The following is a 26,223-nucleotide window of genomic DNA, read 5'->3' on the forward strand; positions in this document are numbered from 1 at the left end:
CACCGCGCCGGGCGCGCCTGTGCGCCCTACCAGTAAGGCCCCGGCAGCAGCGCGGCCATCACCATGCCGCGCAGGGTGGGCTTTTCCTCCTCGGTGCCCGGACGCTTGCCTCGCGCCACCGCCGAGGACGGGAACATGTGGAAGGCCTTGTTCAGCACATAGTCGTTGACCTTGGGCCACAGCGCGTAGCTGACCTGAGCCGTAGTGCCCAGTGGCGAGGCGATGCGCTTGGGCCGCTCGATCACCGCCGATACCACCATGTCCCCCGCCTGCTCGGGCGTGAGGGTCGGCACGTAGTCGTAGAGCTTGGTCGGCGCGATCATCGGGGTGCGCACCAGCGGCATGTAGATGGTGGTGATGTCGATGTTGCGTGACGCCACCTCCCCGGAAATGCAGCGGGAGAAGGCATCCAGGGCCGACTTGCTGGCCACGTAGGCCGAGAATCGCGGCACGTTGGTCAGGCAGCCGATGCTGGAAATGTTGATGATCTGCCCCGTGCGGCGTTTGCCCATGCCCGGCAGCAGCGCCATGATCAGCCGCACCGCGCCGAAATAGTTCAGCTGCATGGTGCGTTCGTAGTCATGAAACCGGTCGAACGACTCGAACGCCGAGCGCCGGATCGACCGCCCCGCATTATTGATCAGGATATCCACGTGGTGGTGGTCGGCCAGCACCTTCTCGGCCATCGCGTCTATGGCTTCCATGTTGTTCAGGTCGCAGGGATAGGTCCAGGATTCAACGCCCATCTTGGCAATGATTTCCTGCGTCTCCGCCAGCTTGTCGCGATTGCGGGCCACCAGGCACACCTTGGCGCCGCCCTTGGCCAGTTTCTTGGCGGTGATGAAGCCGATACCCGATGAAGCGCCGGTGATCAGCACCACCTTGCCGCGGACCCGCGTCATCAGGCGCTTGGGCACCTTGACGTCGTAGTCCATGTGCAGTTCCCAGTAACGCCAGAGCGTCTCGGCATAATCCGCCAGCGGCGGGCACTTGACCTTGCTGCCGCGCAGGGCACTACGGGTGTTGCGATCGTCGAATTCCGTGCGGTTGTTGACGTAGCCCAGAATCGACAGCGGCACGCCGAGCGCCGATGACAACTGCTTTTCCAGCGTGCGGGCCATCGGCACCCGCCCGGCAATCTGGCGAAAGGTCTGCTCGAATCCCGCCGGAATCTCCTGGGTGGGCAGCTGGCGCACGAAACTGGGCCCGTGGGCGGCTTCCATGAACGTCGCCAGCATCTCGCCGGCTGACGGCGGATTCTTCTGCAGCAGGAAGTAGGCCCGGCCGTCCCATTTATCCGCTTCCAGATGGGCGATGCGATCGGTGGCATCCACCACGTAATCCACCGGCGCGATCGGCATCTGCCCGCCGCCGATGCCAAGCAGCGGCATCCATTTCGGTACCCGGTCGCGGATGGCCTGGATCGCCTTGAAGAAATAGTAGGGCCCGTCGACCTTGTCCATCTCCCCGGTTTCGCTGTGTCCCACCACCATGCCGGGGCGATACACCCGCCAGGGGACCTGGGCGTGCTCGCGCACGATCTTTTCGGACTGGAACTTGGTGCGGTAGTAGGGATGCCGCAGGGGCTGACCCTCGTCGAACATCTCGTCGCTGAACACGCCGTCGAATTCGGCCCCGGCAACGGCCACCGACGACATATGGTGCAGACGGACCTTGCCACCCAGCTGGTTGGCGAAATCCACCAGGTTGCGGGTGCCCTCGTTGTTCACGCGGTCGGCCACCGCATCCGACATGCCCATGTCGTAGACCGCCGCCAGGTGAAAGACGTGGTCGATCTCCCCGGCCAGCGATTTGCGCGTGGCGGCGTCGGTCACCCCCTGGCGGGTGATATCTCCCCAGACCGGAATCAGGCGCTCCTCGGACACGCCCAGGCGCTCGCGCAGGGCGTCGTACTTGTCCGCGCTGGCCTTGCGCATCAGCACGTAGACCCGCGAGCCGCGCCGCTTGAGCAGGCGCTCCACCAGAAAACGGCCGATGAAGCCGGTGCCCCCGGTAACCAGATATTTCATGTCACTCGCTCCCCGTTGCCCGACCCGGTCGGTCGCGTTCGCCGCCGACCCCGATGCCCTTATTCTAAACCGGCCGCGTCAGACCACCATGCGCAGGCCGATGACCGCCGACAACACTAACAGGCAAACCAGCCAGACTCCCATTGCCACCAGGCCCGACTGCTGCGCCGAGCGGGCCTCGATCCAGCAGCGCGGCTTCACCCCCTGCCAGCGGAACACGAGGTTGGCGGCCAGGTTCACGCAGACGATGTTCACGGCCAGGAGCAATGCCGCGCCGGCCGCTGCCGACCAGTTTGCCGCCGACAGCATCAGCCCGACCGCCGCCACCGGGGGGAGCAGGGCCACCGCCACCATCACGCCCACAAGGGCCGCGGAAACACCCGTCGTCAGCGACAGCACCGCCGCCGCCCCGGACGCCAGCGCCAGCGCGACCCCGGCCGGACCGACATCCGTGCGGCTGGTCAACTCCGTCGCCGCCTCGAAATTCCCACCCATAATCAGGCCCAGCCCGAAGGCAACCGCACCGGCCAGCACAAGACCGCAACCGGTGGCTGCCGCGGCCCGGGCCATGAGCTGACGGTCCCCCAGCGAGGCCCCCAGGGCCAGCGCGATATTGGGTCCCAGCAGCGGCGCAATCACCATGGCGCCAATGACTACCGCCACGTTGTTCTCGACCATGCCGATAGCGGCGACCACCGCCGACAGCCCGGTCAGCAGAAAGAAATTGAGGTCAATGCGGGCGCCGCGTTCCACTTCGTTGAACAATTCTTCGCGGCTGCGGCCGCCGCTGCCGTTGGACGACTGCGGCTTATCGGTCTCCTCGCGCGGCAGCACGGCTTCGGGCATCTGCAGCACGATGCGCCAGTCGCGTGATTCCGCCGGCGCCTGCAGTGCGTCGAGCAGCGCCTGCAGCGACTCCTCATGCACCAGGACGCGAATGCCCTGGCGGTCGCTGTCGGCCTGCGGCCACCAGCAATCCACCACCTCGTGCGCCCGGGCCAGGTCGGCCACACGTTCGGCGTCCCCCGCCGGCACCGTGATCTCGATCAGCCGCATTGTTCCTCGCCCATTCGCGTTACCGAAGGAATATCAGCGCCTTATGGTATGCGCCGCGGCCCCGCGTTACCATCCGTCCACTGCACACCATCGTCGGGGAGCCAAGCCATGGCCGATACCATCTTCAGCAAGATCATCAACCGCGAGATCGATGCCGACATCGTCTACGAGGACGACCAGTGCCTGGCCTTCCGCGATGTCAATCCGCAGGCACCGCTGCACCTGCTGCTGATCCCCAGGAAGCCGATCGAAAAGCTCGCCGACGCCGACGCGGACGACCAGGCCCTGCTGGGCCACATGATGCTCAAGGCCGGCGACATCGCCCGCGCCGAGGGCTACGGCGAGGCCTTCCGCCTGGTCACCAACAACGGCGCGGACGTGGGCCAGAGCGTGTTCCACCTGCATCTCCATATTCTGGCCGGACGTAGTTTCGACTGGCCGCCGGGTTGATTGCTTTGTGCCGGCCTGAACCGATCGGTTAAACTGTGAACACCGGATGACGGCATGCCGCGCCCGTCCGGTCTCCCCCAGATTCAAGGTGACTGCATGACCGTTGCTTCCCAGGAGATCAACAACCTGGACGGCGAGCCCATCGAGGACGTCCAGGGCCGCCCCGATCCGCGCCGGATTCCCATCAATCAGGTGGGCATCCGCGACATTCGCCATCCCGTGCGCATCCGCGAACGCTCGGGCGGCGACCAGCACACGGTCGCCACGTTCAGCATGTACGTAAACCTGCCCCATCACTTCAAGGGCACCCACATGTCGCGCTTCGTTGAGATTCTCAACAGCCACGAGCGCGAAATCACCGTGGGATCGTTCCGCGACATGCTGCACGAAATGACCCAGCGCCTGGAGGCCGACAACGGCGACATCAAGATGTCGTTCACCTACTTCATCGAAAAGGCCGCGCCGGCCACCGGCGTGACCAGCCTCATGGACTACGAAGTCACCTTCCGGGGCGAACAGAAGGGCGACAGCAGCGACATGTACGTCAACGTTCAGGTGCCGGTGACCACGCTCTGCCCCTGTTCCAAGAAGATTTCCCGGTACGGGGCCCACAACCAGCGCTCGCACGTGAACATCACGGTGCGCGCCGACGAGTTCTTCTGGCTGGAGGAGCTCATCGAGCTGGCCGAAAGCCAGGCCTCGTCCGAGCTTTACGGCATCCTCAAGCGGCCGGACGAAAAGGTGGTCACCGAGCGCGCCTACGAGAACCCGAAGTTCGTCGAGGATCTGGTGCGCGACATCGCCGCGAAGCTCAACGAGGACGAGCGATTCCGGCGGTATGTGGTGGTGGCGGAGAACTTCGAGTCCATCCACAATCATTCGGCCTACGCGAAAATCGAGCGGGACAAGGACGAGAATCCGGTCCACTAGCCGGGGACGCTCGAAGTTGCCCGCACGCCGGCGGTCGCATCCCGGCTGCGCCGGGCCCCTGCTCCGCGCCTCGAACGGGCACTTCTCGTCCATCCACAATCATTCGGCCTACGCGAAAATCGAGCGAGACAAGGACGAGAATCCGGTCCACTAGCCGGGGACGCTCGAAGTTGCTCGTCCGCCGGCGGTCGCATCCCGGCTGCGCCGGGCCCCTGCTCCGCGCCTCGAACGGGCACTTCTCGTCCATCCACAACCACTCGGCCTACGCGAAAATCGAACGCGACAAGGACGAGAATCCGGTCCACTCTAGCCGGTGACGCTCGACGTTGCCCGCTCGCCGGCGGTCGCATCCCGGCTGCGAGATTCGCCATGGCGGGCTGAAGCCCGCCCTACGTTTGCCCCATCAGCGCGGTAGGGCCGGTTTCAACCGGTCCGCCGAACCCGCCTCGAGGGCCTATTCCCATTCGATGGTCGCCGGCGGTTTGCCGGAGATGTCGTAGACCACCCGGCTGATGCCGTCCACGCCGTTGATGATGCGGCGCGAGACATCATCCAGAAACTCGTAGGGCAGATGGGCCCAGCGGGCGGTCATGAAATCGATGGTTTCCACCGCGCGCAGCGCGATGACGTGCTCGTAGCGGCGCCCGTCGCCCATCACACCCACGCTGGCGACCGGCAGGTAGACGGCAAATGCCTGACTGACCTGATCGTAGAGATCGGCGTCGCGCAGACTCTGGATGAAGATGGCGTCGGCGGCGCGCAGCTTGTCGGCGTATTCCTTGTGCACCTCGCCGAGAATGCGCACGCCCAGCCCGGGACCGGGAAACGGGTGACGCATGATCATGTCGCGCGGCAGGCCCAGTTCCAGCCCGATGGCGCGCACTTCGTCCTTGAACAGTTCGCGCAGCGGCTCCACCAGCTTGAGTTTCATCGCCTCCGGCAGGCCACCGACGTTGTGATGCGACTTGATCACGTGCGCCTTGCCGGTGGCGGCCCCGGCAGACTCGATCACGTCCGGGTAGATGGTGCCCTGGGCCAGCCACTCGATACCTTCCAGTTCGGCCGCCTTTTCCTCGAACACGTCGATGAAGGTGTTGCCGATCGCCTTGCGCTTGACCTCGGGGTCGGTCACCCCGGCCAGCCGTTCGAGAAAGCGCTGCTCGGCGTTGACCGCCACCACGTTCACGCCCATGTGCTGGGCGAAGGTCGCCATGACCTGGTCCGCCTCGCCCAGGCGCAGCAGCCCGTTGTCCACGAATACGCAGACCAGCCGGTCCCCGATGGCCTCGTGCAGCAGCGCCGCGGTCACGGATGAGTCCACCCCGCCGGACAACCCCAGCAGCACCCGGCCTTCACCCACCTGCGCGCGGACCCGCGCAATCTGATCGGCGATGATGTCGGTCGACCGCCAGGTGCCGGCGGTGGCGCAGATATCGCGCACGAAACGCGCCAGAATCCGGCTGCCCTGGTTGGTATGCGTGACCTCGGGGTGAAACTGCAGGCCGCAATAGCCGCGCTCGTCATCGGCCATGCCGGCCAGGGGGGCGCCATCGGTCTCGGCGATCGATTTGAAGCCGTCCGGCAGCCGCGTCACCCGATCGCCATGACTCATCCACACATCCAGCAGACCGTGGCCCTGCTCGTTGATGTGGTCCTGAATGTCGGTCAGCAGGCGGGAATGCCCGCGCGCCCGCACCCGGGCGTATCCGAATTCGCGCTGGGCCGAGGTTTCCACGCCGCCACCGAGCTGCGCGGCCATGGCCTGCATGCCGTAGCAGATGCCCAGCAGGGGTACCCCCAGCTCGATCACCACCGGCGGAATCCGCGGACCGTCGTCGATGGTCACCGATTCCGGGCCGCCGGACAGGATTACCCCCACCGGGGCGAATTCGCGGATCGCCGCTTCCGGGGCGTCCCAGGCGTAGATTTCGCAGTAGACGTCGGCCTCCCGAACCCGCCGCGCGATCAGCTGCGTGTACTGGGACCCGAAATCCAGGATCAGTATCTTTTCTTGGTGGATATCCATTTACGTGACTGGTGACTGGTGACTGGCGATTCCTGATCCGTTGCGGCACTGCGGCCAATCACGAATCACGGCAATCAGTCGACGCGGTAGTTGGGCGCTTCCTTGACGATGCTCACGTCATGCACATGGGATTCGCGGATGCCCGCCGCGGTGATCTGCACGAATACCGGCCGGGTGCGCATTTCCTCGATGCTGCTACAGCCGGTATAGCCCATGGAGGCCCGCAGCCCCCCGATCAGCTGGTGCACGATACCCCCCAGCGGCCCCTTGTAGGGTACGCGGCCCTCGATGCCTTCCGGCACCAGCTTCTGGATTTCCTCGCTGGGATCCTGGAAATAGCGGTCCGCGGAGCCCGAGTCCCCGCTCATCGCCCCGAGCGAGCCCATGCCGCGGTAGGACTTGTACGAACGCCCCTGGTAGAGCTCGATCTCGCCGGGCGCCTCCTCGGTGCCGGCGAACATGCCGCCCACCATTACCCCGTTGGCGCCGGCGGCAATTGCCTTGGCCAGATCGCCGGAATAACGGATGCCGCCGTCCGCGATCAGCGGCACGCCGCTGTCACGCAGCGCGGCCGCCACGTTGGCAACAGCGGAAATCTGCGGCACGCCGATACCCGCCACCACACGCGTGGTGCAGATGGAGCCCGGCCCGATGCCCACCTTGATCCCGTCCGCCCCGGCCTCGGCCAGCGCGACGGCCCCCTCGCCGGTGCCCACGTTGCCGCCGATGACCTGGAGATCCGGCCAGCGCTTCTTGATCGCCGCCACCCGGTTCATCACCCCGCGCGAATGGCCGTGGGCGGTGTCGACCACGATCACGTCGACCCCGGCTTCCACCAGGGCGGCGACCCGGTCCTCGGTATCGGCGCTGGTGCCCACCGCGGCGCCCACGCGCAGACTGCCGCCGGTGTCCTTGGCGGCGTTGGGGAAATCGCTGGATTTCTGGATGTCCTTGACCGTGATCATGCCGCGCAGGGAGAAATCATCGCTGACCACCAGCACCTTCTCGATGCGGTGCCGATGCAGCAGCGTCTGGATCTCGTCGCGCGAGGCGCCCTCGCGCACCGTCACCAGCTTCTCGCGCGGGGTCATCACGCTGGTCACCGGGGCGTCAAAATGGGTTTCGAAGCGCAGATCACGGCTGGTGACGATGCCCACCGGCTGGTCGCCGTCCACCACCGGCACGCCGGAGATTCGCCGCGCGCGGGTGAGTTCGATCACCTCGCGAATGGTGGCCGAGGGCGTGACCGTGATCGGGTCGGAAATCACCCCGGATTCGTATTTCTTGACCGTGCGCACATGGGCGGCCTGATCCTCGGCGGTCATGCTCTTGTGCACGATGCCAATACCACCCTCCTGCGCCAGTGCAATGGCGAGACGGGCCTCGGTGACCGTATCCATGGCAGCCGACAGCAGCGGGATGTTGAGCGTGATCTCGCGCGTCAGCCGGGTGGACAGGTCCACGTCCCGCGGCAGTACGTCCGAATAGGCCGGCGTCAGCAGGACGTCGTCGAAAGTCAGTGCTTGCTCGCTGATGCGCATGGGACTACCGTGCCGCGGGAACCGAAGCGCGCCACACCGGGGCGCTTGCCGAGGCGCGATTATAAAGGCCCGCCGCATCGATTGACCATGACCGATTCCGCCAGCACCAGAACCATCTACCAGGTTTCCGAACTGGTGACCGCCGCCCGGGAACTGCTGGAACACAGCTTTCCCCTGCTCTGGGTCGAGGGGGAGGTCTCGAATCTGGCCCGGCCGCGCTCCGGACACTGGTACTTCACGCTCAAGGATGACCAGGCCCAGGTGCGCTGCGCCATGTTCGCCAACCGCAACCGGCGGGTCGCACAACCTCCCGAGGACGGCGACCGCGTACAGGCCCGGGCCCGCGTGAGCCTGTACCCGGCCCGGGGCGAATTCCAGCTGATCATCGAGCATCTCGAGGATGCCGGCGCCGGCGAACTGCAGCGCGCCTTCGAAGCGCTGCGCAACCGGCTGGCCGACGAGGGGCTGTTCGACGACAGCCGCAAGCGCCCGCTTCCGCCAGTGCCCCGCTGCATCGGTGTGGTTACCTCCGCCACCGGGGCTGCCCTGCGGGATGTCCTCTCGGTACTGCGGCGCCGCTATCCCGTGGCCCGGGTGGTGATCTATCCCACCGCCGTTCAGGGCGCGAATGCGGCCGGCGACATCGTCCGGATGCTCGAACGGGCCGGCGAACGGGGTGATTGCGACGTGCTGCTGCTGGTGCGCGGCGGCGGCTCGCTCGAGGACCTGCAGGCCTTCAACGAGGAAACCGTGGCCCGGGCCCTGCGCGCCTGCCCGGTGCCGGTGATCAGCGGTGTGGGACACGAGGTCGACATCACCATTGCGGATTTTGCCGCGGATGTCCGCGCCGCTACGCCCTCGGCCGCGGCCGAGCTGGTCTGCCCCGACCTGGACGAATGGCACCAGCGCCTGGGTGCCCTGATGCGGCGCAGCCACACCAGCCTGCAGCGGCGGATGGCACGTCTGGACCAGCGGCTGACCGGCCTGCACACGCGCCTGGCGCGGCGCCATCCCGCCCGCACCCTGGAACAGCGGATGCAGCGCGTGGATGAGCTGGAACAGCGTCTGCGGCGCCTGGCCCGGCGCCGGCATCAGGAAGCCGGCCAACGGCTGCACGGCCTGACCCGGCGGTTGCAGAGTCATCATCCCGATACCGCCCTGCGCGTTGCCCGTTCCTCACTGGCGGGGCTGGAGCGGCGTCTGGGCATGGCGATGCAGGCCCGGCTGGGCAATGAACACCACCGCTGGCGGCTGGCCACCCGGGCGCTGGACGCGGTCAGCCCGCTCAATACACTCACCCGCGGCTATGCCATTGTCCGTGACGAGCAGCAGCGGGTGATCACCGATGCGGCCGATGCCAGCCCCGGCGACAACATGCAAGTCCGGCTTCGCCGGGGCGGGCTAGTTTGCCGGGTCACCGGTACCATCGCGCAAGACCCGGACAGTGGTGATAAGGTTTGACCGGATAACGCCGATACCCTGAACTGAGTCCCTTCAACAAGCGGCCCGACCGACCGTCCCGGGCCCGGAACATGCCCATGCGGAATCAACCGACACCCCTGATCTCTCGCCGGCGCGCTGCGACGCTTGGCGGCCTGTTCGTGCTGGCCACGCTCGGTGGCTGCGCGAGTATGGAGCCGGCCAAGCCGGCGGCCGTGGATCTGCCCAGCAAGGGCGGGGAAACCCAAGTCACTGCCGCCGACGTGCCGCGCCAGGCGCCGCCGGTGCCCGACCATACCGAGATCGCGCTGCCCAACGGCACGGAAGTTGTCGCCAATACACCGGCCGGCAAGATGATCATCGGCGCCGGGCCGGGCCGCCTGCGAACCTATAGCTGGAACGGCGCCACGCGCTGGGCGGTTCTGGAGCCGCGTCAGGAGCGCTGGGCCGGCAGCCTCGGCCTGCATTACGAGGGCGAACCGGAGGGCTGGCAGCCGCACGAGGGCATGACGCGGGTGAAACTGGAGGAAGGTCAGCGCCACTTCGACAATGTCGACGACGCCATGATCTGGATGCAGATCCGGCGCCTGCACTTCGTGCACAGCAACGACGGCCTGGTGGTGGGCTGGCGTCGCCAGCCGTCGGAAAAGCAACTGCAGGTCGAGGTCTGGCAGTTCTATATCGACGGCGAGAAACCGTCCTTCATGCCCGGCGCCAAGGACTATCTGATCGACGTACGGCAGGCACCGGTTCGCGCCGCCGACAACCGCCCGTAGGCGGCGAACACCGGCACCACGGCGTCAGCGCTTTCGCGGCGACGCGGACCCGCGTTTGTCGTAGGGGTTGTCCCCGGTCCGGAAAACGAGCTCCACCGGCGTGCCGCGCAGACCGAAGGCATCGCGGAAGCGGCGCATCAGATAGCGCTTGTATTCGGCCGAAAGCCGATCGGTCTGGTTACCGTGAATCACGATCCGGGGCGGATTGCGCCCGCCCTGGTGGGCGTATCGCAGCTTGATCCGCCGCCCGTGCAGCGCGGGCGGCGCATGGGCCAGTACCGCCTGCTCGAGCACCCGCGTCAGCGCCCCGGTGGACAGATCGGCCCCGGCGGCATCGCGGGCCTCGCGTATCGCGGCCATCAACTCCCGCAGGCCGGAACCATGCTTGGCCGAAATGGTGCAGATGGTCATGAAATCCAGATGCACCAGCCGGCGGCGCAGGTCTTCGCGCAGCGCCCGGCGGCGGTCCTGATCCAGGCCATCCCACTTGTTGATGGCCAGCACCACTGCCCGGCCCAGGTCGACCATGAGCCCGAGAAGCCGCACGTCCTGCGCCTCGAGGCCACGCTGGGCGTCCACCATGATCACCACGATATGGGCTGATTCCGCGGCCTGCATCGCCTTGATAACGCTGAATTTCTCCAGCGGATCATCGATACGGGACCGGCGCCGGATACCGGCGGTATCCACCACCCGGAAACGCTCACCGTCGTGTTCGAACTCGGCCGCCACCGCGTCACGGGTGGTGCCCGGGGCGTCCATGGTCAGCATGCGGCTCTCGCCGAGCAGGCGATTGACCAGCGTGGACTTGCCGGCATTGGGCCGCCCCACCACCGCCAGCCGGGTGCCGGCCGCGCCGTCGTCGGGATCGGTGCCGGGCGGGAGATCGGCCACAAGGCGCTGAACCAGGGCATCGATACGGCCGCCATGAGAGGCGGAAATGGCGTCGGGCGCGCCCATGCCGAGGGCATGGAATTCCGCCACCGCCTCCTCCGAGGTTCGGCCCTCGGTCTTGTTGACCACCGGGTAGACCGGCACGGTAAGGTGCCGCAGCCGGTCGGCAATCGCCATGTCACCGGGCAGCAGTCCGTCTCGGCCGTCCACCAGGAACACCACGGCGTGGGCCTCGGCCAGCGCCACGTCGGTCTGCGCGGCGGCCAGGGCATCGATTTCGGCGTCGTCCACGCCCAGCCCGCCGGTGTCGACCACCAGGAAACGGCGTTCGCCCGTACGCACCACGCCGTACTGCCGATCGCGGGTGACCCCGGGCCGATCGGCCACCAGGGCGTCCCGCGTGTCGGTCAGGCGGTTGAACAGGGTGGATTTGCCGACGTTGGGCCGTCCGACCAGCACTACCACCGGCAGATCCGGCTGCATGTCAGCGTTGTTCCGGTTCAGTCGTCGGCGTCGTCGGGGAAGATGCCCTCGACCGCGACCACCGTGCCCTCGGCGCCGAGCAGCAGAATCCGGTCACCGACCACAATCGGCGCGGAGCGGATCGGCTCGCCCATCACGTCGGCGTAGCCGATCGGGGTGCCGTCCTCCGGAATCATCCAGTGCAGATAGCCCTCGTAATCGGCCACCATCACGTACGACTTGTACATCACCGGTTGCGTGAGGTTGCGATAGGCCAGCGCCTCGTTGTTCCAGATGGTGGCGCCGCTACGGCGGTTGGTGGCCAGAACGTGGCTACTGCGATCGGTCACGAACAACTGCCCCGGATTGAACGTCAGCCCGGTGCGACTGCCGATATCCCGCGACCAGCGCACCCGGCCACTGGACAGCGCCAGTGATACCAGACGATCGCCGACGCTGGCGGCGTACAACACGCCATCGGCCAGCAACAGTTCGGCATCGACGTCCACTACACGCTCGAGCTCGGTACGCCCGGCCGGCGCGGCGATCCGCTGTTCCCAGAGTTGTTCGCCGGTGCTCAGACTCAGTGCCAGCACCTTGCCGCTATCGAGACCGGCATAGACGGCATCGCCGTCGATCAGCGGCGCCGAGCCACCGCGCAGGGTCAGCGTGGGAACCTGGCGTTCCACCGTCCAGCGCCGCTCACCCGTGGCCAGCTCGAGCGCCACGATCCGGCCATCCAGCGACCGTGCCACCACCGTGCCATTACCGGCAGCCGGCGGCACCAGCAGTTCACTGGACAGGGTCACCGCCCACTGCCGGCTACCGTCCTCGGCCGACAGCGCAACCAGTTCCCCGTCACGGGTGCCGACCAGGAGCCGGCCATCCATATGAACCGGCCCCGACACCAGCCGCAGCTCGGTATCGGCACGCCAGGCGAGGCTGCCGTCCTCGATATTGATGGCGCTGACGCGGCCGTTGCGGTTGGCGGTGTAGACCCGGGCGCCGTCCAGGGCCAGCCGGAAGCCGGACACCTTGTCGCCGGCGCCGTTGCCACCACTGCGCCGCCACAGCACCTCCCCATCGATCAGCTGACGATCCAGATCGGGAAGCGGTGACGGCTCGGGCAATGCCCCGCCGTCGCTGGCGCAGCCGGCCAGCAGGCCGGCGGCGAGGATTGTCAGCCCGGCCAGAACTCTCACGGCGCCTCCGCCGTTGCGGTACGGGTGGGCGCCACGTCATCCAGCTTGCGCTGCAGTGCCGACGGGTCAGCATCCGCCGGCAGGTTGTCCAGGGCCCGCTGGTACGCCTCGCGGGCCGCAGTGCGATCGCCGCGGGCGGCGTGGATGTCGCCGCTGAGTTCCGCATACAACGGGGCAAACAGGTCGGGATGTTCGGTATCCAGTTGTGCCAGGGCCGCCTCGGCATCGCCCTCGCCCCAGATCAGCCTTGCCTGCCGCACTCGGGCCAGATGCCGTAGCGGCGCCTGCTCGGCGTAATCGATCACCCACTGCAGTGCCTGGCGGGCGCGTTCGTTGTCATCCGCCTGCGCGAAATGGCGACCCAGCGCCAGGCCGGCCTTGGCCGCGTAGGGACTGCTACCGTAATCGGACTGCAGCTGTCCCGCCAGATCGACCAGCGCCTGATCGTCGGCACCGCTTTCCTGAAGCGCGGCGAACTGCTGATAGAGATCGGCCGCGGCCATCGACTGGTTCTCGACATAGGCCTGCCAGCCCTGCCAGCCGACAATCACGGCCAGGCCCACCACCACGCCGATCACCAGCGACGCGCCGTTGGCACGCCACCAGCTCTTGATGCGCTGAACGTCCTCGTCTTCGTGCTCGTCTGCCATGGCTATTGCTGTTCCTTGTATTCGTCGTTCCCACCGGGCCCGGCAAGGTACCGCCCGAGGCGGTCCGCCAACTGGTCCCGGCCGACCTGCTCGGCCGCCTGATCGGCCCGCAGATGCTTGATCTGGACCACGCCCTGCGCGGCCTCCTCCTCACCCATCACCAGTGCCAGCGCAGCGCCACTGCGATCAGCGCGCTTGAACTGGCTCTTGAAGCTGCCGCCGCCGGCATGCGTATGCAGACGCAGATGCGGCAGCGCATCACGCAGGGTTTCGGCCAGCAGCATTGCCTGGCGTTCGGCATCGCCACCCTGGTGAACCAAGTAGGCATGCGGCGCCACCTCGTCCGGGGCCGTGCCCTGATCCTGAATCAGCGCTACCAGTCGTTCCACGCCCAGCGCAAAACCCACCGCCGGGGTGGGACTACCGCCGAGCTGGTCCACCAGCCCGTCGTAACGGCCGCCCGAGCATACCGCATCCTGGGCCCCGAGTTGATCGGTCAGCCACTCGAACACGGTACGGGTGTAGTAGTCGAGCCCCCGCACCAGCCGGGGATTCACGGTGTAGTCGATCCCCATCGCATCAAGACGCGCCCGCAGGCCGTCGAAGTGCTCGCGCGACTCGGGGCCGAGGCTGTCCTCAAATGCCGGCGCGGCGGCAATCACCGGCCGCATATCCGGATTCTTGCTATCGAGAATGCGCATGGGGTTACGGTCCAGCCGCCGGCGGCTGTCCTCGTCGAGCTGGTCGACCCGCGCCGAGAAGTAGGCCATCAGTTCCCGGCGATAGTCCTGTCGCTCCTCGACCGTACCCAGCGAATTGATTTCCAGCCGCAGCCCGGTCAGGCCGAGCCGCCGCCACAGGCGTGCGCACAGCGCGATCTGCTCGGCATCAACATCGGGTCCGATCAGACCGTAGGCCTCGACTCCGAACTGATGAAACTGGCGGTACCGTCCTTTCTGCGGGCGTTCGTAACGAAACATCGGCCCGGCATACCAGAACCGCTGCACCTGGTTGTGCAGCAGACCGTGTTCGATGCCGGCCCGTACGCAGCCGGCGGTGCCCTCCGGGCGCAGCGAGACACTGTCGCCGCCGCGATCCTCGAAGGTGTACATCTCCTTTTCCACGATGTCGGTGACTTCACCGACGGCGCGGGTAAACAATTCGGTGCGCTCCAGCAGCGGGAGCCGGATCGGCTGGTAGCCGTAGGCGGCAAAGGTTTCACGACAGACGCGCTCGAGCGTCTGCCAGGCGCTGGCATCGCCCGGCAGGATGTCGTTCATGCCGCGGATAGAGCGCACGCCCCGGCCGCTCATGCGGCGCCCCCGCCCCGCGCCGGGGGCGTTGGCTGTGACGCGCGGCAACTCACTGGATGGAGCCGTCGGCCTGGACGGTAAAACGGGCGGTGCGATCGGGGCCGGCATCCTCGCCGGTGAACAGCGTCTGTTCGCCCATGGTGACGGTGACGCCGGGGGCAAAGCCGAGCACCACGCGGTACGGCGGTTCACCGTCAACCACGCGCATGTTGCCACCACCGATGATGCCCTGGATCAGACGATTGCCGGAAGCGTCCCGCACCTCGACCCAGGATCGATCCTCGAAACGCAGCACCAGGCGGGTGTCGGCAGCCGCGTCACCGGTCCCGGATTCGGCGGCAGCCTCATCAGTCGAGGTGTCGGGTGTTTCCGCCGGCTCGGGTCGTTCGTTCCCCGCCACGGTCTCGTCGGTTGCCGAACTCGACGGGACGGACGGCGACTCATCGGCGCCATCGGTGGCCGGCGTCGGAATGGTCGCACCAGCCGCGGCTGTCGAACTTTCCTCATCGGTTGGAATGCTGGCCGGCTGGTCGCTGGCGGGTGCCGTCGATGCCACCTCGCCATTGCCATCGCCGCCGCCCGGCAGGGCCTGCCAGCCGAATACCGCAACCAGGCCCAGCAGCAGTACCACGGCAACCGCACCCACCACCCGACGGCCGCCGGGGGTGACATCCTGCGGGATCACGTCGACCTGGCCGGGCGATGCCGGCGAGGGTCCCGGCACGCCGGTCCATTCACTGTACGCGGCCATCACCTCGTCCTCGGGCACCCCGAGGACCTTGGCGCACTTGCGGTAGTAGCCGCGCACGAACACCGGCTGCGACAGCCGGTCGAAATCATTGTTCTCGAGGGCCTCGACCGTGCCGCGGGCAAGCAGGGTCTGCGCCGTCACCTCGTCCAGCGACAGGTTCTTCGACTCGCGGGCGCTGCGCAGCAGGTGTCCCGGAGAAACGCGCGCGGGCGCCGACGGTGGCGCGGGCTCGGCCTCGGGTGCCGGGGCCGGCTGGCCGTTGTCATCCTCCTGGGGCTCGTCAATCATCGGATTCGTCTGTCAGTTGATCCATGGTGCGCTCTTCGTCGGGCGCGGCGTCGTTGTAGCGGCGCAGATAGCGCTGGGCGGCGCCTCGTTCGCCCATCGCGAGTTCGTTGCGGGCCGCGAGCAACAGCAATTCCGCGGGCAGCTCGGCCACGCCTTCGCGCCGCTGAACAAAGGCGCGCGCGCTCATGTGATCCCCACGCCGGAACGTGAGCCGCGCCATCTGTGCCAGCGCCGCGCCGTAGGCCGGGTCGGCGTCCAGTGCCCGGCGCAGAAACGATTCCGCGTCGCCGTCACGTCCGGCCCGTGCCAGGCAGATGCCGGCATTGCTCAGAGCAACGGCCGGCGTAGTGTACTCCGGGTGCTTCGCCGCCCGGTCGAATCGGGATATCGCCTCATCCACGCGACCGCGATCACACAGGAATGCGCCGTAGCTGTTCAAGATAGCGGGCGAATCGGTCGACGCCAAGGCCCGCTGGAAATGCGTGTCGGCGCGGTCGAACGATTCCAGTCGGGCATAGACGATACCCAGCCCCCAGTTGGCGCGAACGTGGTCCGGCTCGAAGGACAGGGCCCGCTTGAGTTTGTCCAGCGCCTGTTCGTTGCGGGACTTGCGCAGGTAGTCGATGCCCAGATCGGCATTGGCGTCGGCGGCCTGGGCGGCGTCGGCATCCGCGTTCGGGCCGGTCGCGCAGCCACCCCCGGCCAATCCGAGGCCCAGCAACAGGGCGACCGCAGCCAGCCGGCTCATGCCTCGGCGCGTGGCGCCGCCACCCGGATGGGCACGTCGCGAAAGTGACGCCGCTGCCGGTCCTGCACCCGCCCCACCAGTTGACCGCAGGCGGCGTCAATGTCGTCACCACGGGTTCGCCGCACGGTGGTACGCAGTCCGTGATTGTGCAGCCGATCCTGAAACGCGCGGATGTCGCGCTCGACCGGCCGGCTGTAGCCGGACCCCTCGAACGGATTGAACGGGATCAGGTTGACCTTGGCGGCGCGCTGGCCGAGCAACCGGATCAGCGCATCGGCATGCGCCGGCTGATCATTCACCCCGGCCAGCAGCACATATTCGTAGACCACGTGCGCGCGGCGGTCCTTGCCGGCGGTATAGCGGTCGCAGGCCGCCATCAGTTCGTCCAGCGGGTACTTGCGGTTGATCGGCACCAGTTCGTCGCGCAGGTCGTCGATCGGCGCGTGCAGTGATACCGCCAGCGCCACGTCCACTTCCTCGCGCAGCCGGTCCATGAACGGCACCAGACCCGAGGTGGACACCGTGACGCGCCGCTTGGACAGGCCGAAACCCAGATCGTCCAGCAGGATGCGCAGAGCCGGCACCAGCTGGCGGTAGTTGGCCAGCGGCTCGCCCATGCCCATGAACACGATGTTGGACAACACCCGCTGGTCGGTGCCGCGGTCACCGCGCAGGCCATGTTCGGCCTGCCACACCTGACCGATGATCTCGGCCGTGGTCAGGTTGCGGGCCAGGCCCTGCTTGCCGGTGGCGCAGAAGCTGCAGTCGAGCGCGCAGCCCACCTGGGAGGACACGCACAGGGTGGACCGCTCGCCCTCCGGAATGTAGACCACCTCGATGGCATTGGCGCGGTCATTGCCATCCACCCCCAGCAGCCACTTGCGGGTGCCGTCGGTGCTGCACTGCTCGGCCACCACGCCGGGGGCGCGGATTTCGGCGATTTCCGCGAGCCGCGCCCGCAGGGCACGGCTGAGGTCGGTCATGGCCTCGAAATCGGTGACGCCCCGGCGGTAGATCCACTGCATGACCTGTCGCGCGCGAAACGCCGATTCGCCGATATCCGCAAAGAACGCCACCAGCCCGCCCCGGTCGAGACCGAACAGGTTGACGCGTTCATTGGCGGTGGCCGCACTCATGCTTTCAGCCGCGCGGACAGATCTGCTCGTCGGAGAAGAAGAAGCCGATTTCCTGGGCCGCGGTTTCCGGCGCATCCGAGCCGTGCACCGCATTGGCATCGATGGTCTCGGCGAAATCCGCCCGGATGGTACCGGGGGCGGCTTCCTTGGGGTTGGTCGCGCCCATGATGTCGCGGTTGCGGGCGATGGCGTCGTCGCCCTCGAGCACCTGCACCAGCACCGGGCCGGAGGTCATGAAGCCCACCAGTTCGCCGAAGAAGGGGCGCTCGCGATGCACCGCGTAGAACTGCTCGGCCTCGCTCTGGCTGAGATGGGCCATGCGGGCCGCGATCACGCGCAGGCCGGCCTTTTCGAAGCGGCTGATGATGTCACCAATCACGTTCTTGGCGACGGCATCGGGCTTGATGATGGAAAGGGTCCTCTCGACGGCCATGGGGGCTCCCGCTTGTTGTCGTTGATAACACGACGGCCCGCATCGCTTGCGGGCCGCTCAGCCGGGCAGTTTAGCCCGCAATGCCGCAGTGCGGCAACGAATTCGCCGGTTCAGGACACCAGATTGAAAGATTCACCGCAGCCGCAGCTGTTCTGGGCACGTGGGTTGTCGAAGCGGAACATGCGGTTGAGCCCCTCCTGCTTGAAGTCGAGCGTGCTGCCGTCGAGCATCGGCAGGTGCTTGCGATTGATCACCAGGCGAGCGCCGTGCTGCTCGTAGACCTCGTCATCCGGGCCCAGTTCGTCGGCATAGTCCATCGTGTACATGTAACCGCTGCAGCCGGACTTGCGCACTCCCACCCGCAGGCCGATGCCGGCCCCGCGCTGGGACAACTGCTCCCGGACTCGCTCCGCGGCTTTCTGCGTGAGTTCAATGCTCATGATCGGTACCTGCCGTTCAAGCCTCTACCGTTTGAAAATCGAGTGCCACCATCAACGCATCGTTGACCACCAGCAGCGCGCTGCGATGCGCCGGCGGGGACGACAGCGCCTGCTCCATCTCCGCAATCGTCAGACCACGCGCCGCCGCCTGCGTTCGATCCCGCACACGCTCGCACACGTAATCCGCCGCGGCCACCGTGACCGGGCAGCCCCGCACCCGGAAAGCCGCCTCGCGCACGCGGTCGCGCTCGAACCACAGCCACAACGCCACGCAAGCGTCGGGGGTCTCGGCGCGCCCCGGGATGGCCTCCGGCCGCAGCGCATCCAGCCGATGTTCGGGAGCGAAAAAACGCCGGTGGACCGCCTCGGAAAACCGCATCAGGCCACCACCGCGTCCGCCGGGGCGTCCATCGGCGCCATCGCCCGCAAGCGCTCGATATGCGCCGCGATCACGCGCCCGGCGGTATCCACATCCGCCGCGCTGGTGAAACGGCCCAGCGACAGCCGCAGGCTGGCCGCCGCCAGCGCCGGTTCGCGGCCCATCGCGCGCAACACATAGGATGACGCGGCACTGCCCGCCGCGCAGGCGGAGCCCCGCGATACCGCCAGCGCCGGTTCGCCGGCGGCGCAGGCATAGTGCAGCGCATCCGCATGCACCCCGCCGACACTCACGTTGAGCAGCCCCGGTGCCACATGCTCCGGCCCGCCGTTGCGGACCAGGTTCCCCACCGCCGCCAGGCGCTGCCACAGCCGGTCACGCAGGGCGGCGATGCGGCGGTTTTCCGCCGGCGCGTGCTCGGCGGCCAGCGCATAGGCCTTGCCCATCCCCAGGATCTGGTGCGTGGCCGGGGTGCCCGGCCGCAGCCCGCGTTCCTGCCCGCCCCCGTGCCAGACGGCCGCCAGATGCGGCGCCGGTCGACGCCGCACGTACAGCGCGCCGATGCCCTTGGGACCGTGCAGCTTGTGGGAGGACAACGACACCAGGTCCGCGCCGATGGCCTCGACGTCCAGCGGCAGCTTGCCGGCGCCCTGGGCGGCGTCGACATGAAACGCCGCGGGATGCGCCCGCAACGCCTCGCCGATGGCGGCGAGGTCCTGGCAGACGCCGGTTTCATTGTTGACCTGCATCACCGACACCAGCCGCGTATCCGGCCGCAGCGCGGCGGCCAGCGTTTCCGGCTCGCACCGGCCGTTGGCGTCCACCGGCAGGCGGGTGATGCTCCAGCCCTGCGCTTCCAGCGCCGCCATCGGCCCCAGCACGGCCGGGTGTTCGGTGCACAGGGTGATCATGTGGCCAGGCTGGCGACCGAATGCCGCCGCCACTCCCTGGATGGCCAGATTGTTGGCCTCGCTGGCGCCGCTGGTCCAGATCAGGTCGTCCGGCGCCGCACCGATCGCGGCCGCCACCGGCTCACGCGCCCGCGCCACGGCGTCGGCCGCCCGCTCGCCCGGGTCGTGCGCGGCGGTGGGGTTGGCGCCGTGCCGTGCCAGCGCGTCGGCCATCACCTCGATGACGCGCGGGTCCACCGGGGTGCTGGCGGCATTGTCCAGATAGATGCCGGCCCGGCTCATCCGCCCATCACCGCAGGATTGAGGCCGGGCATGGACTGACTGCGGGCCACGCTCGGCAGCACCGACAGGAATCGGTCGATCTCGTCCTCGGTATTGTCCTTGCCGAGGCTGACGCGGATCGCGCCGCGCGCGACCACCGGGTCAACGCCCATGGCCAGCAGCACGTGGCTGGGTTCGCCGGACCCGGATGCGCAGGCCGAGCCGGACGACACCGCGAAACCGAACTGGTCCAGCGCCATCAGCAGGCTCTCGCCGTCGAACCCGGGCACGGCGAACTGCAGCGTGTTGGGCAACCGCTCGACATCACCGGCGAATATCACCGCGTCCGGCAGGGCCGCCGCCAGGCCGGCCTGCAGCCGGTCGCGCAGACGGGCCGTGTGGTCGGCGCGCGCGGCACGCTCGGCCTCGGCCAGTTCGGCGGCCGCGCCGAAGCCCACGATCGCGGCAGTGTTCTGAGTGCCGCCCCGCAGACCGCCTTCCTGACCGCCGCCGTGCAGCAGCGGCCGGATGTCTACGCGCTTGTCCAGCACCAGCGCCCCCACGCCCTTGGGGCCGTAGATCTTGTGGCTGGACACCGCCAGCGTATGCGCGCCGGTGTCCGGATAGCGCATGGCCAGCTTGCCCGCCCCCTGGACGCCGTCCACATGCAGCAGCGCGCCCGCCGCCCGTACCCGGTCCGCCACCTCGGCGACGGGCTGGATCGCCCCGGTTTCATTGTTGGCGGCCATCACCGCCACCACCGCGACGTCGCCGGCTGCCAGCTGCCGGTCGAGGTCGGCCAGATCCACGCGGCCCTGCCCGTCCACCGCGATGGTTGCGCTGGATACGCTCATCGCCTCGGCGGTTTCCAGCACGGCGGGATGTTCGATCGCGCTGTAGAGCAGACGGCCAGGGCGGCAGGCGCTCAATCCCTTCAGCGCCATGTTGTCGGCTTCCGTGCCCCCGGCGGTGAACACCACCTGTCCGGGATGGGCACCGACCAGCGCCGCCACCTGTTCACGGGCAGCGTCGATGGCCGCCCGCGCCGTACGGCCGGAGGCATGCCGGCTGGCGGCATTGCCGAACTGGCCGCGCAGATGCGGCAGCATCGCTTCGAGCACCCGCTCGTCGAGCGGCGTGGTGGCGTTGTGGTCGAAATAGACGTTCATGCCGATTCCAGGGTGGTCGGCGCGGCCGCGGACCGCGCATCGAGTTCCGCCAGGGTGATCGCCCCGAGATAATCTTCCACGTGCCGGGTCAGGCCGGCCCAGAGGCCGTGGGTGCCGCAACGTTCGTCGTCACCGCAGGCATCGAGGCTGCCGCAGGCGGTGGCATCCAGCGACTCGCCCACCGCGTTCAGCACATCCGATACGGTGATGCCGGCCACGCCACGCCCCAGCCGATAACCGCCGCGGGCGCCACGGGTGCTGCGCAGCAGTCCCTGCTGGCGCAGCTGACGGAACAGCCGCTCGAGATAGGCCGGGGAAATGCCCTGCCGGCGTGCCACGACCGCCACGCACACGGGCTCGCCGGCGCCGTGGCGGGCCAGATCCACCATGGCGCTGACGGCGTAGCGTCCTCGCGATGTCAGTCGCATGTCCGACGAATTCCCGCTTATTCCCGACTTTCCGGGTCGGGATTATACGTCAGACGACCCCGTATCCGCAGCGCGGCGGCGCGGGTCCAGCGCCCGCAACAGTCCGCGCAGCAGCCGCAGTTCCGCGGCCTCGAGCTGACGCCGTCCGAGCAACCGCCGGAAGCGGCGCATCATATGCCGGGGCTCGTCCGGATCGAGAAAGTCACCGGCCCGTGCCACCGCTTCCAGATGGTCGTACAGCCCTTCCAGTTCTCCCGCGGTGGCCAGCGGGAGCGCCTCGGGCGCCGGCTCCGGTTCGTGCGCCGCGGCCATTCGCAGCTCGTAACAGACCAGTTGCACCGCCGCCGCCAGATTCAGCGAGGCGAAGTCCGGATTACAGGGAATCTGCAGATGAACATGGCATCGATCGAGTTCCTCGTTGGTCAGGCCGCTGCGCTCACGGCCGAACACGATGGCGGCGGGCCCGGCATTGCCGATGGTCCGGCGCGCCGCTTCGCGGGCATCCACCACCGGCCAGGGCAGCCGCCGCGAGCGGGCGCTGGTACCGATGACCAGCGTGCAGTCAGTCAGCGCGGCATCGAGATCGTCCACCACCCGGGCCGCCGCCAGCACGTCATCCGCCCCGGCAGCGCGGGCAGTGGCATCGGCATGGGGAAAGCGGTCGGGGGTCACCAGCGCCATGTCTGCCAGGCCCATCGCCTTCATCGCCCGCGCGGCGGCGCCGATATTGCCCGGATGCTGGGGCGCCACCAGCACGATGCGCACCGCCGGCGTGTCGCCCGTGTGCGGATTGTTGTCGCTCATCATCAGTCCCCTGGACGGCAGCCGATTCGCGGCGTCGCAGCTGCCGGATTTGCTATTCTAGCGGGCCTTCCACCCTTGCTTGCGACCCTATGGACCCACTGGCGAATATCGCCGTGTCGGCGGCGCGTGCCGCCGGCAACATCTGCATGCGCCATCTGCGCCAGGGGCGCGGCTTCGACGTGCGCGAAAAGGGCCGCAACGACTTCGTGACCGAGGTCGATCACCAGGCGGAGGTGGCGATCATCGACACCATCCGCCGGGCCTATCCCGACCACGCCATCCTGGCCGAGGAATCCGGCCACAGCCCGGCGCGCCGGCAGGCGGATGTGGAATGGATCATCGACCCGATCGACGGCACGACGAACTTCATCCACGGCATTCCCCATTTCGCCGTGTCCATCGCCTGCCGGGTGGGCGGGCAGCTGGCCCACGGGGTGATCTTCGATCCGTACAAGGACGAACTGTTCGTGGCCAGCCGCGGCCGTGGCGCCATGCTCGACGGCCGGCGCATCCGCGTCAGCCAGTGTCATCAGCTGGGGCCGGCGCTGCTGGCCACCGGGTTTGCCTACCACCGCGAGGCGGGCATGGCGAAGTACTTCCCGGCCTTCGAGTCGCTGCTGAACAAGTGCGGCGACATCCGGCGAGGCGGCTCGGCGGCGCTGGACCTGGCCTGGGTGGCGGCCGGCCGTCTCGACGGTTTCTGGGAGTTCGGCCTCCAGCCCTGGGACATGGCGGCGGGCGTGATTCTGGTGATCGAGGCCGGCGGCATGGCCACCAGCCTGGGCGACGGCGATCCGCTGGAAACCGGGGAGGTCGTCAGCGGGGCTCCCAAGCTGCAGCCGATGCTACGCGCCACCATCGAGCACGCGCTCAAGTAACCACCATCCGACCCGGCCCGCCGGCAGCTACATATGCTCTTCGGCGGTCTCTTCCTTGGGCGGGAACAGGTCTTCCTTGTCCAGCGCCAGCCAAAGCGCCAGGGAACTGGCCACATAGATCGAGGAATAGGTCCCCACCACCACGCCGGCAATCAGCGCGATGGAGAATCCCTCGAGCGCTTCACCGCCGATGAACAGCAGCGCCAGCAGCACCAGCAGCGTGGTCAGGCCCGTCATCAGGGTGCGGGCCAGGGTCTGGTTGATGGAGCCGTTGACTACTTCCTGCGGCGTAGCCTTGCGCATGCGCCGGAAATTCTCGCGGATGCGGTCGAAGATCACGATGGTGTCGTTGAGCGAGTAGCCGATCACCGCCAGCAGCGCCGCGATCACGGTGAGATCGAACTCGATCTGCAGCAGGGAGAACAGCCCGAGCGTGATCACCACGTCATGGGCCAGCGCGGCAACCGCGCCCACCGCCAGCTTCCAGTGGAACCGGAAGATTACATAAATGAGGATACCGATCAGCGCGTAGAGCAGCGCCAGCCCGCCCTTGTTGGTGAGTTCCTCGCCCACCTGGGGACCGACGAATTCGACGCGCCGCATCTCGACGCCGGGCTTGGCGTCCTCCAGCACTCGCAGCACGTTGCTGCTGACCTGGGCGGATTCCGTCCCCTCCTGCGGGGCCAGGCGGATCAGCACGTCGCGCGAGCCGCCGAAGAACTGCACCACGGCGTCGGTATAACCGCCTTCGGCCAGCGCGGTACGCACATCGTCGAGCTCGACCGCTTCCGGGTAGCCCACCTCGATCACCACACCGCCGGTGAAGTCCACGCCGAACGCCAGCTGCTTCGTGGCCAGCGAGCCGACCGCAACCGCCATCACTACCAGCGAGAAAATCACCGCGACCTTGCGCAGGCCGACGAAGTCGATGCGGGTATCGGGACGAATCAGGCGCATGTCAGACGGATACCGATTGCAGCCGCTGCCGGCGGCCGTAGACGAGATTGGCCAGGGCACGGGTACCGATGATGGCCGTGAACATGGACGTGAGAATGCCCAGCGACAGGGTGACCGCGAAGCCCTTGATTGGGCCGGTACCGAAGCCGAACAGCACCACTGCCGCGATCAGGGTGGTGACATTGGCATCGGCAATCGACGAAAGGGCCTTGTCGTAGCCGCTGGCGATCGCCGATTGCGGCGCGCTGCCGCTATCCAGCTCCTCGCGGATGCGCTCGAAGATGAGCACGTTGGCATCAACCGCCATACCCACGGTGAGCACGATCCCGGCGATGCCCGGCAGGGTGAGCGTGGCCTGCAGCAGCGACAGCAGCGCCACGATCAGCAGTACGTTGGTAAACAGCGCCGCGTTGGCAAACACGCCGAAAGCCCGGTAGTAGACCAGCATGAACACCACCACCAGCAGGAAGCCGATGATCACCGCATTGCGGCCCTGGGCGATATTGTCCTTACCCAGACTCGGCCCGACCGTGCGCTCCTCGACAATCTGCACCGGTGCGGCCAGGGCGCCGGCGCGTAGCAGCAGCGCCAGATCATGGGCCTCGTTGCTGCTCAGGCCGGTGGTCTGGAAGCGCTTGCCGAACACGCCGCGGATGGTGGCAACGCTGATGACTTCCTCGATCTTCTTGCGTTCGTAGACCGGTTCGCCATCGACATAGCGAGTTTCGATCTTGTTCTCGATGAACAGCACCGCCATGGGATCACCGACGTGCTCCTGGGTGGTGTTGAACATCCGCTCGGCCGCGGCCCCGTTCAGGGTGACGAACACCGCCGGCTGATTGCTCTGCTGATCGAAACCGGAGGACGCGTCGACCAGCTGATCGCCCGAGGCAATCACGTCCTCGTCCAGCAGGATCGGCTCGCCGCTGCGGCGCTGATGAAGCTCGGTTCCCGGCGGTGCAACGCCGGATTGTTCGGCGGCGCGCGGGTCTTCGCCCCGCGCCACCAGCCGGTACTCCAGCGTGGCGGTCTTGCCCAGCAGCCGCTTGGCCTGGGCGGTGTCCTGCACGCCCGGTAGTTCCACCACGATGCGATCCTGCCCCTGGCGCTGAACCAGCGGCTCGGCCACGCCGATCTCGTTGACCCGGTTGCGCAGGGTGGTCAGGTTCTGCTCGAGCGCGAAGTCGCGGATGCGCTCGGATTCCTCTTCCGACAACGTCACCACGAGCGTGGTGGACTCGTCCTCCGACACCCGGACATCCAGCTCGGAGAACTCGCTGTTCAGTGCATCCTGACCGGCGTCGAACGCGGACTGAGTAGGGAAGCGAATCTTGACCTGCTGGTCATCACGGAAGGCGCGCGAATAGCGAATGTCGTTGTCGCGCAGATAACGTGGCAGATCGCGGGCATAACGATCGTAGGTTTCCTCGATCACCGTTGCCATGTCCACTTCCAGCAGGAAATGCACGCCGCCACGCAAGTCCAGACCGAGATTCATGGGTTTGGCGCCCAGCGAACGCAGCCAGTCAGGCGTCGTGGGCGCAAGGTTGAGAGCCACGATGTAGTCGTTGCCCAGCGCCTGCTTGAGCGCGTCCGCCGCACGCAGTTGGGCTTCGCTGCTGCCCACCCGGATCAGCAGCTTGCCCTCATTGATGCTGGCGTCCCCGCTTTCGATGCCAGCCGCGCTCAGTTCACTGCGCACCCGCTCGGTGAGACCGGACGCCACGCTGCTGCCATCATCGCGCGACACCTGTATCGCCGGCTGTTCGGGGAAGATGTTGGGTAGCGCGTACAGGGCGCCGAGCCCGAGCACGACCAGCAGCAGCAGATACTTCCAGAGCGGGTAACGGTTCATAGCAGACGCGGGTCG

The 26,223-nt window shown here is 67.6% G+C and carries 25 protein-coding genes; 5 read left to right on the forward strand and 20 right to left on the reverse strand.

Going from position 1 to position 26,223, the window contains the following annotated elements:
* Positions 1 to 26 precede the first annotated feature (26 nt).
* Positions 27 to 2,030 (reverse strand): SDR family oxidoreductase, encoded by a 2,004-nt coding sequence (locus RM531_RS11690; RefSeq protein ID WP_311659476.1) that lies wholly within the window; start codon positions 2,028 to 2,030, stop codon positions 27 to 29.
* Between the two features lie 78 nt (positions 2,031 to 2,108).
* A complete protein-coding gene (locus tag RM531_RS11695) occupies positions 2,109 to 3,086 on the reverse strand; it encodes a TIGR00341 family protein (protein ID WP_311659478.1) in 978 nt (325 codons plus the stop codon).
* A 108-nt stretch (positions 3,087 to 3,194) separates the two neighbouring features.
* Here RM531_RS11695 and RM531_RS11700 point away from each other — a divergent pair, with 108 nt between their 5' ends.
* Entirely contained in the window at positions 3,195 to 3,536 is a 342-nt protein-coding gene (locus RM531_RS11700; RefSeq protein ID WP_311659479.1) for a histidine triad nucleotide-binding protein, read from the forward strand.
* 96 nt (positions 3,537 to 3,632) lie between these two features.
* Complete coding sequence (folE2, locus tag RM531_RS11705; protein WP_311659480.1) at positions 3,633 to 4,466, forward strand: GTP cyclohydrolase FolE2; 834 nt, start codon at positions 3,633 to 3,635, stop codon at positions 4,464 to 4,466.
* Between the two features lie 454 nt (positions 4,467 to 4,920).
* Here the strand turns inward: folE2 and guaA are convergent, their stop codons facing one another.
* Positions 4,921 to 6,492 (reverse strand): glutamine-hydrolyzing GMP synthase, encoded by a 1,572-nt coding sequence (guaA, locus tag RM531_RS11710; protein WP_311659482.1) that lies wholly within the window; start codon positions 6,490 to 6,492, stop codon positions 4,921 to 4,923.
* A 74-nt stretch (positions 6,493 to 6,566) separates the two neighbouring features.
* Positions 6,567 to 8,033 carry an IMP dehydrogenase gene (gene guaB / locus RM531_RS11715; RefSeq protein WP_311659484.1) on the reverse strand — a complete coding sequence of 489 codons (1,467 nt, stop codon included), beginning with the start codon at positions 8,031 to 8,033 and terminating at the stop codon, positions 6,567 to 6,569.
* Positions 8,034 to 8,120: 87 nt separating this feature from the next.
* Between guaB and xseA the strand changes: the two genes are divergently transcribed.
* Both xseA and RM531_RS11725 read left to right on the forward strand, forming a co-directional pair.
* Positions 8,121 to 9,494, forward strand: a complete 1,374-nt coding sequence (gene xseA / locus RM531_RS11720; protein ID WP_311659486.1) for an exodeoxyribonuclease VII large subunit — start codon at positions 8,121 to 8,123, stop codon at positions 9,492 to 9,494.
* A 77-nt stretch (positions 9,495 to 9,571) separates the two neighbouring features.
* Positions 9,572 to 10,249 (forward strand): hypothetical protein, encoded by a 678-nt coding sequence (locus RM531_RS11725; protein WP_311659488.1) that lies wholly within the window; start codon positions 9,572 to 9,574, stop codon positions 10,247 to 10,249.
* A 24-nt stretch (positions 10,250 to 10,273) separates the two neighbouring features.
* Here the strand turns inward: RM531_RS11725 and der are convergent, their stop codons facing one another.
* From der to RM531_RS11795, 14 genes are all read right to left on the reverse strand, one after another.
* Positions 10,274 to 11,626 carry a ribosome biogenesis GTPase Der gene (der, locus tag RM531_RS11730; RefSeq protein ID WP_311659489.1) on the reverse strand — a complete coding sequence of 451 codons (1,353 nt, stop codon included), beginning with the start codon at positions 11,624 to 11,626 and terminating at the stop codon, positions 10,274 to 10,276.
* A 17-nt stretch (positions 11,627 to 11,643) separates the two neighbouring features.
* Positions 11,644 to 12,807, reverse strand: coding sequence for an outer membrane protein assembly factor BamB (gene bamB / locus RM531_RS11735; protein WP_311659490.1), 1,164 nt, complete (start codon positions 12,805 to 12,807; stop codon positions 11,644 to 11,646).
* Positions 12,804 to 13,457 carry a YfgM family protein gene (locus tag RM531_RS11740; protein ID WP_311659491.1) on the reverse strand — a complete coding sequence of 218 codons (654 nt, stop codon included), beginning with the start codon at positions 13,455 to 13,457 and terminating at the stop codon, positions 12,804 to 12,806. The genes bamB and RM531_RS11740 overlap by 4 nt, the downstream gene beginning before the upstream one ends.
* 2 nt (positions 13,458 to 13,459) lie before the next feature.
* On the reverse strand, positions 13,460 to 14,770 hold the full coding sequence (gene hisS, locus RM531_RS11745; RefSeq protein WP_311659492.1) for a histidine--tRNA ligase: 1,311 nt from the start codon (positions 14,768 to 14,770) through the stop codon (positions 13,460 to 13,462).
* Between the two features lie 49 nt (positions 14,771 to 14,819).
* Positions 14,820 to 15,809, reverse strand: a complete 990-nt coding sequence (locus RM531_RS11750; protein WP_311659493.1) for a RodZ domain-containing protein — start codon at positions 15,807 to 15,809, stop codon at positions 14,820 to 14,822.
* On the reverse strand, positions 15,802 to 16,557 hold the full coding sequence (pilW, locus tag RM531_RS11755) for a type IV pilus biogenesis/stability protein PilW (RefSeq protein ID WP_311659494.1): 756 nt from the start codon (positions 16,555 to 16,557) through the stop codon (positions 15,802 to 15,804). The genes RM531_RS11750 and pilW overlap by 8 nt, the downstream gene beginning before the upstream one ends.
* The gene (rlmN, locus tag RM531_RS11760; protein WP_311659495.1) at positions 16,554 to 17,693 is read right to left on the reverse strand and encodes a dual-specificity RNA methyltransferase RlmN; all 1,140 of its coding nucleotides are present in this window, start codon (positions 17,691 to 17,693) and stop codon (positions 16,554 to 16,556) included. Before rlmN ends, pilW begins: the two co-directional genes overlap by 4 nt.
* Positions 17,694 to 17,697: 4 nt before the next feature.
* Positions 17,698 to 18,126: a nucleoside-diphosphate kinase gene (ndk, locus tag RM531_RS11765; RefSeq protein ID WP_311659496.1), complete on the reverse strand. Its 429-nt coding sequence runs from the start codon at positions 18,124 to 18,126 to the stop codon at positions 17,698 to 17,700.
* A gap of 110 nt (positions 18,127 to 18,236) precedes the next feature.
* Positions 18,237 to 18,566 carry a HesB/IscA family protein gene (locus tag RM531_RS11770; RefSeq protein ID WP_311659498.1) on the reverse strand — a complete coding sequence of 110 codons (330 nt, stop codon included), beginning with the start codon at positions 18,564 to 18,566 and terminating at the stop codon, positions 18,237 to 18,239.
* A gap of 16 nt (positions 18,567 to 18,582) precedes the next feature.
* The gene (locus tag RM531_RS11775) at positions 18,583 to 18,945 is read right to left on the reverse strand and encodes an iron-sulfur cluster assembly scaffold protein (RefSeq protein ID WP_311659499.1); all 363 of its coding nucleotides are present in this window, start codon (positions 18,943 to 18,945) and stop codon (positions 18,583 to 18,585) included.
* The gene (locus RM531_RS11780) at positions 18,945 to 20,138 is read right to left on the reverse strand and encodes a cysteine desulfurase family protein (RefSeq protein ID WP_311659501.1); all 1,194 of its coding nucleotides are present in this window, start codon (positions 20,136 to 20,138) and stop codon (positions 18,945 to 18,947) included. The genes RM531_RS11775 and RM531_RS11780 overlap by 1 nt, the downstream gene beginning before the upstream one ends.
* Positions 20,135 to 21,286: a cysteine desulfurase family protein gene (locus RM531_RS11785; protein ID WP_311659504.1), complete on the reverse strand. Its 1,152-nt coding sequence runs from the start codon at positions 21,284 to 21,286 to the stop codon at positions 20,135 to 20,137. Before RM531_RS11785 ends, RM531_RS11780 begins: the two co-directional genes overlap by 4 nt.
* A complete protein-coding gene (locus tag RM531_RS11790) occupies positions 21,283 to 21,714 on the reverse strand; it encodes an Rrf2 family transcriptional regulator (RefSeq protein WP_311659505.1) in 432 nt (143 codons plus the stop codon). Before RM531_RS11790 ends, RM531_RS11785 begins: the two co-directional genes overlap by 4 nt.
* A gap of 42 nt (positions 21,715 to 21,756) precedes the next feature.
* Positions 21,757 to 22,518, reverse strand: a complete 762-nt coding sequence (locus tag RM531_RS11795; protein WP_311659507.1) for an RNA methyltransferase — start codon at positions 22,516 to 22,518, stop codon at positions 21,757 to 21,759.
* Positions 22,519 to 22,607: 89 nt separating this feature from the next.
* On the opposite strand from RM531_RS11795, the gene RM531_RS11800 reads away from it, so the two are divergent.
* Positions 22,608 to 23,396: an inositol monophosphatase family protein gene (locus RM531_RS11800; RefSeq protein WP_311659508.1), complete on the forward strand. Its 789-nt coding sequence runs from the start codon at positions 22,608 to 22,610 to the stop codon at positions 23,394 to 23,396.
* A gap of 27 nt (positions 23,397 to 23,423) precedes the next feature.
* On the opposite strand, the gene secF is transcribed toward RM531_RS11800, so the two are convergent.
* Both secF and secD read right to left on the reverse strand, forming a co-directional pair.
* Entirely contained in the window at positions 23,424 to 24,353 is a 930-nt protein-coding gene (secF, locus tag RM531_RS11805; RefSeq protein ID WP_311659510.1) for a protein translocase subunit SecF, read from the reverse strand.
* Position 24,354: 1 nt separating this feature from the next.
* Positions 24,355 to 26,208 carry a protein translocase subunit SecD gene (gene secD / locus RM531_RS11810; RefSeq protein ID WP_311659511.1) on the reverse strand — a complete coding sequence of 618 codons (1,854 nt, stop codon included), beginning with the start codon at positions 26,206 to 26,208 and terminating at the stop codon, positions 24,355 to 24,357.
* Between the last annotated feature and the right edge of the window lie 15 nt (positions 26,209 to 26,223).

This window comes from Spectribacter acetivorans (assembly GCF_031846305.1).
Lineage (GTDB): Bacteria > Pseudomonadota > Gammaproteobacteria > Nevskiales > Salinisphaeraceae > Spectribacter > Spectribacter acetivorans.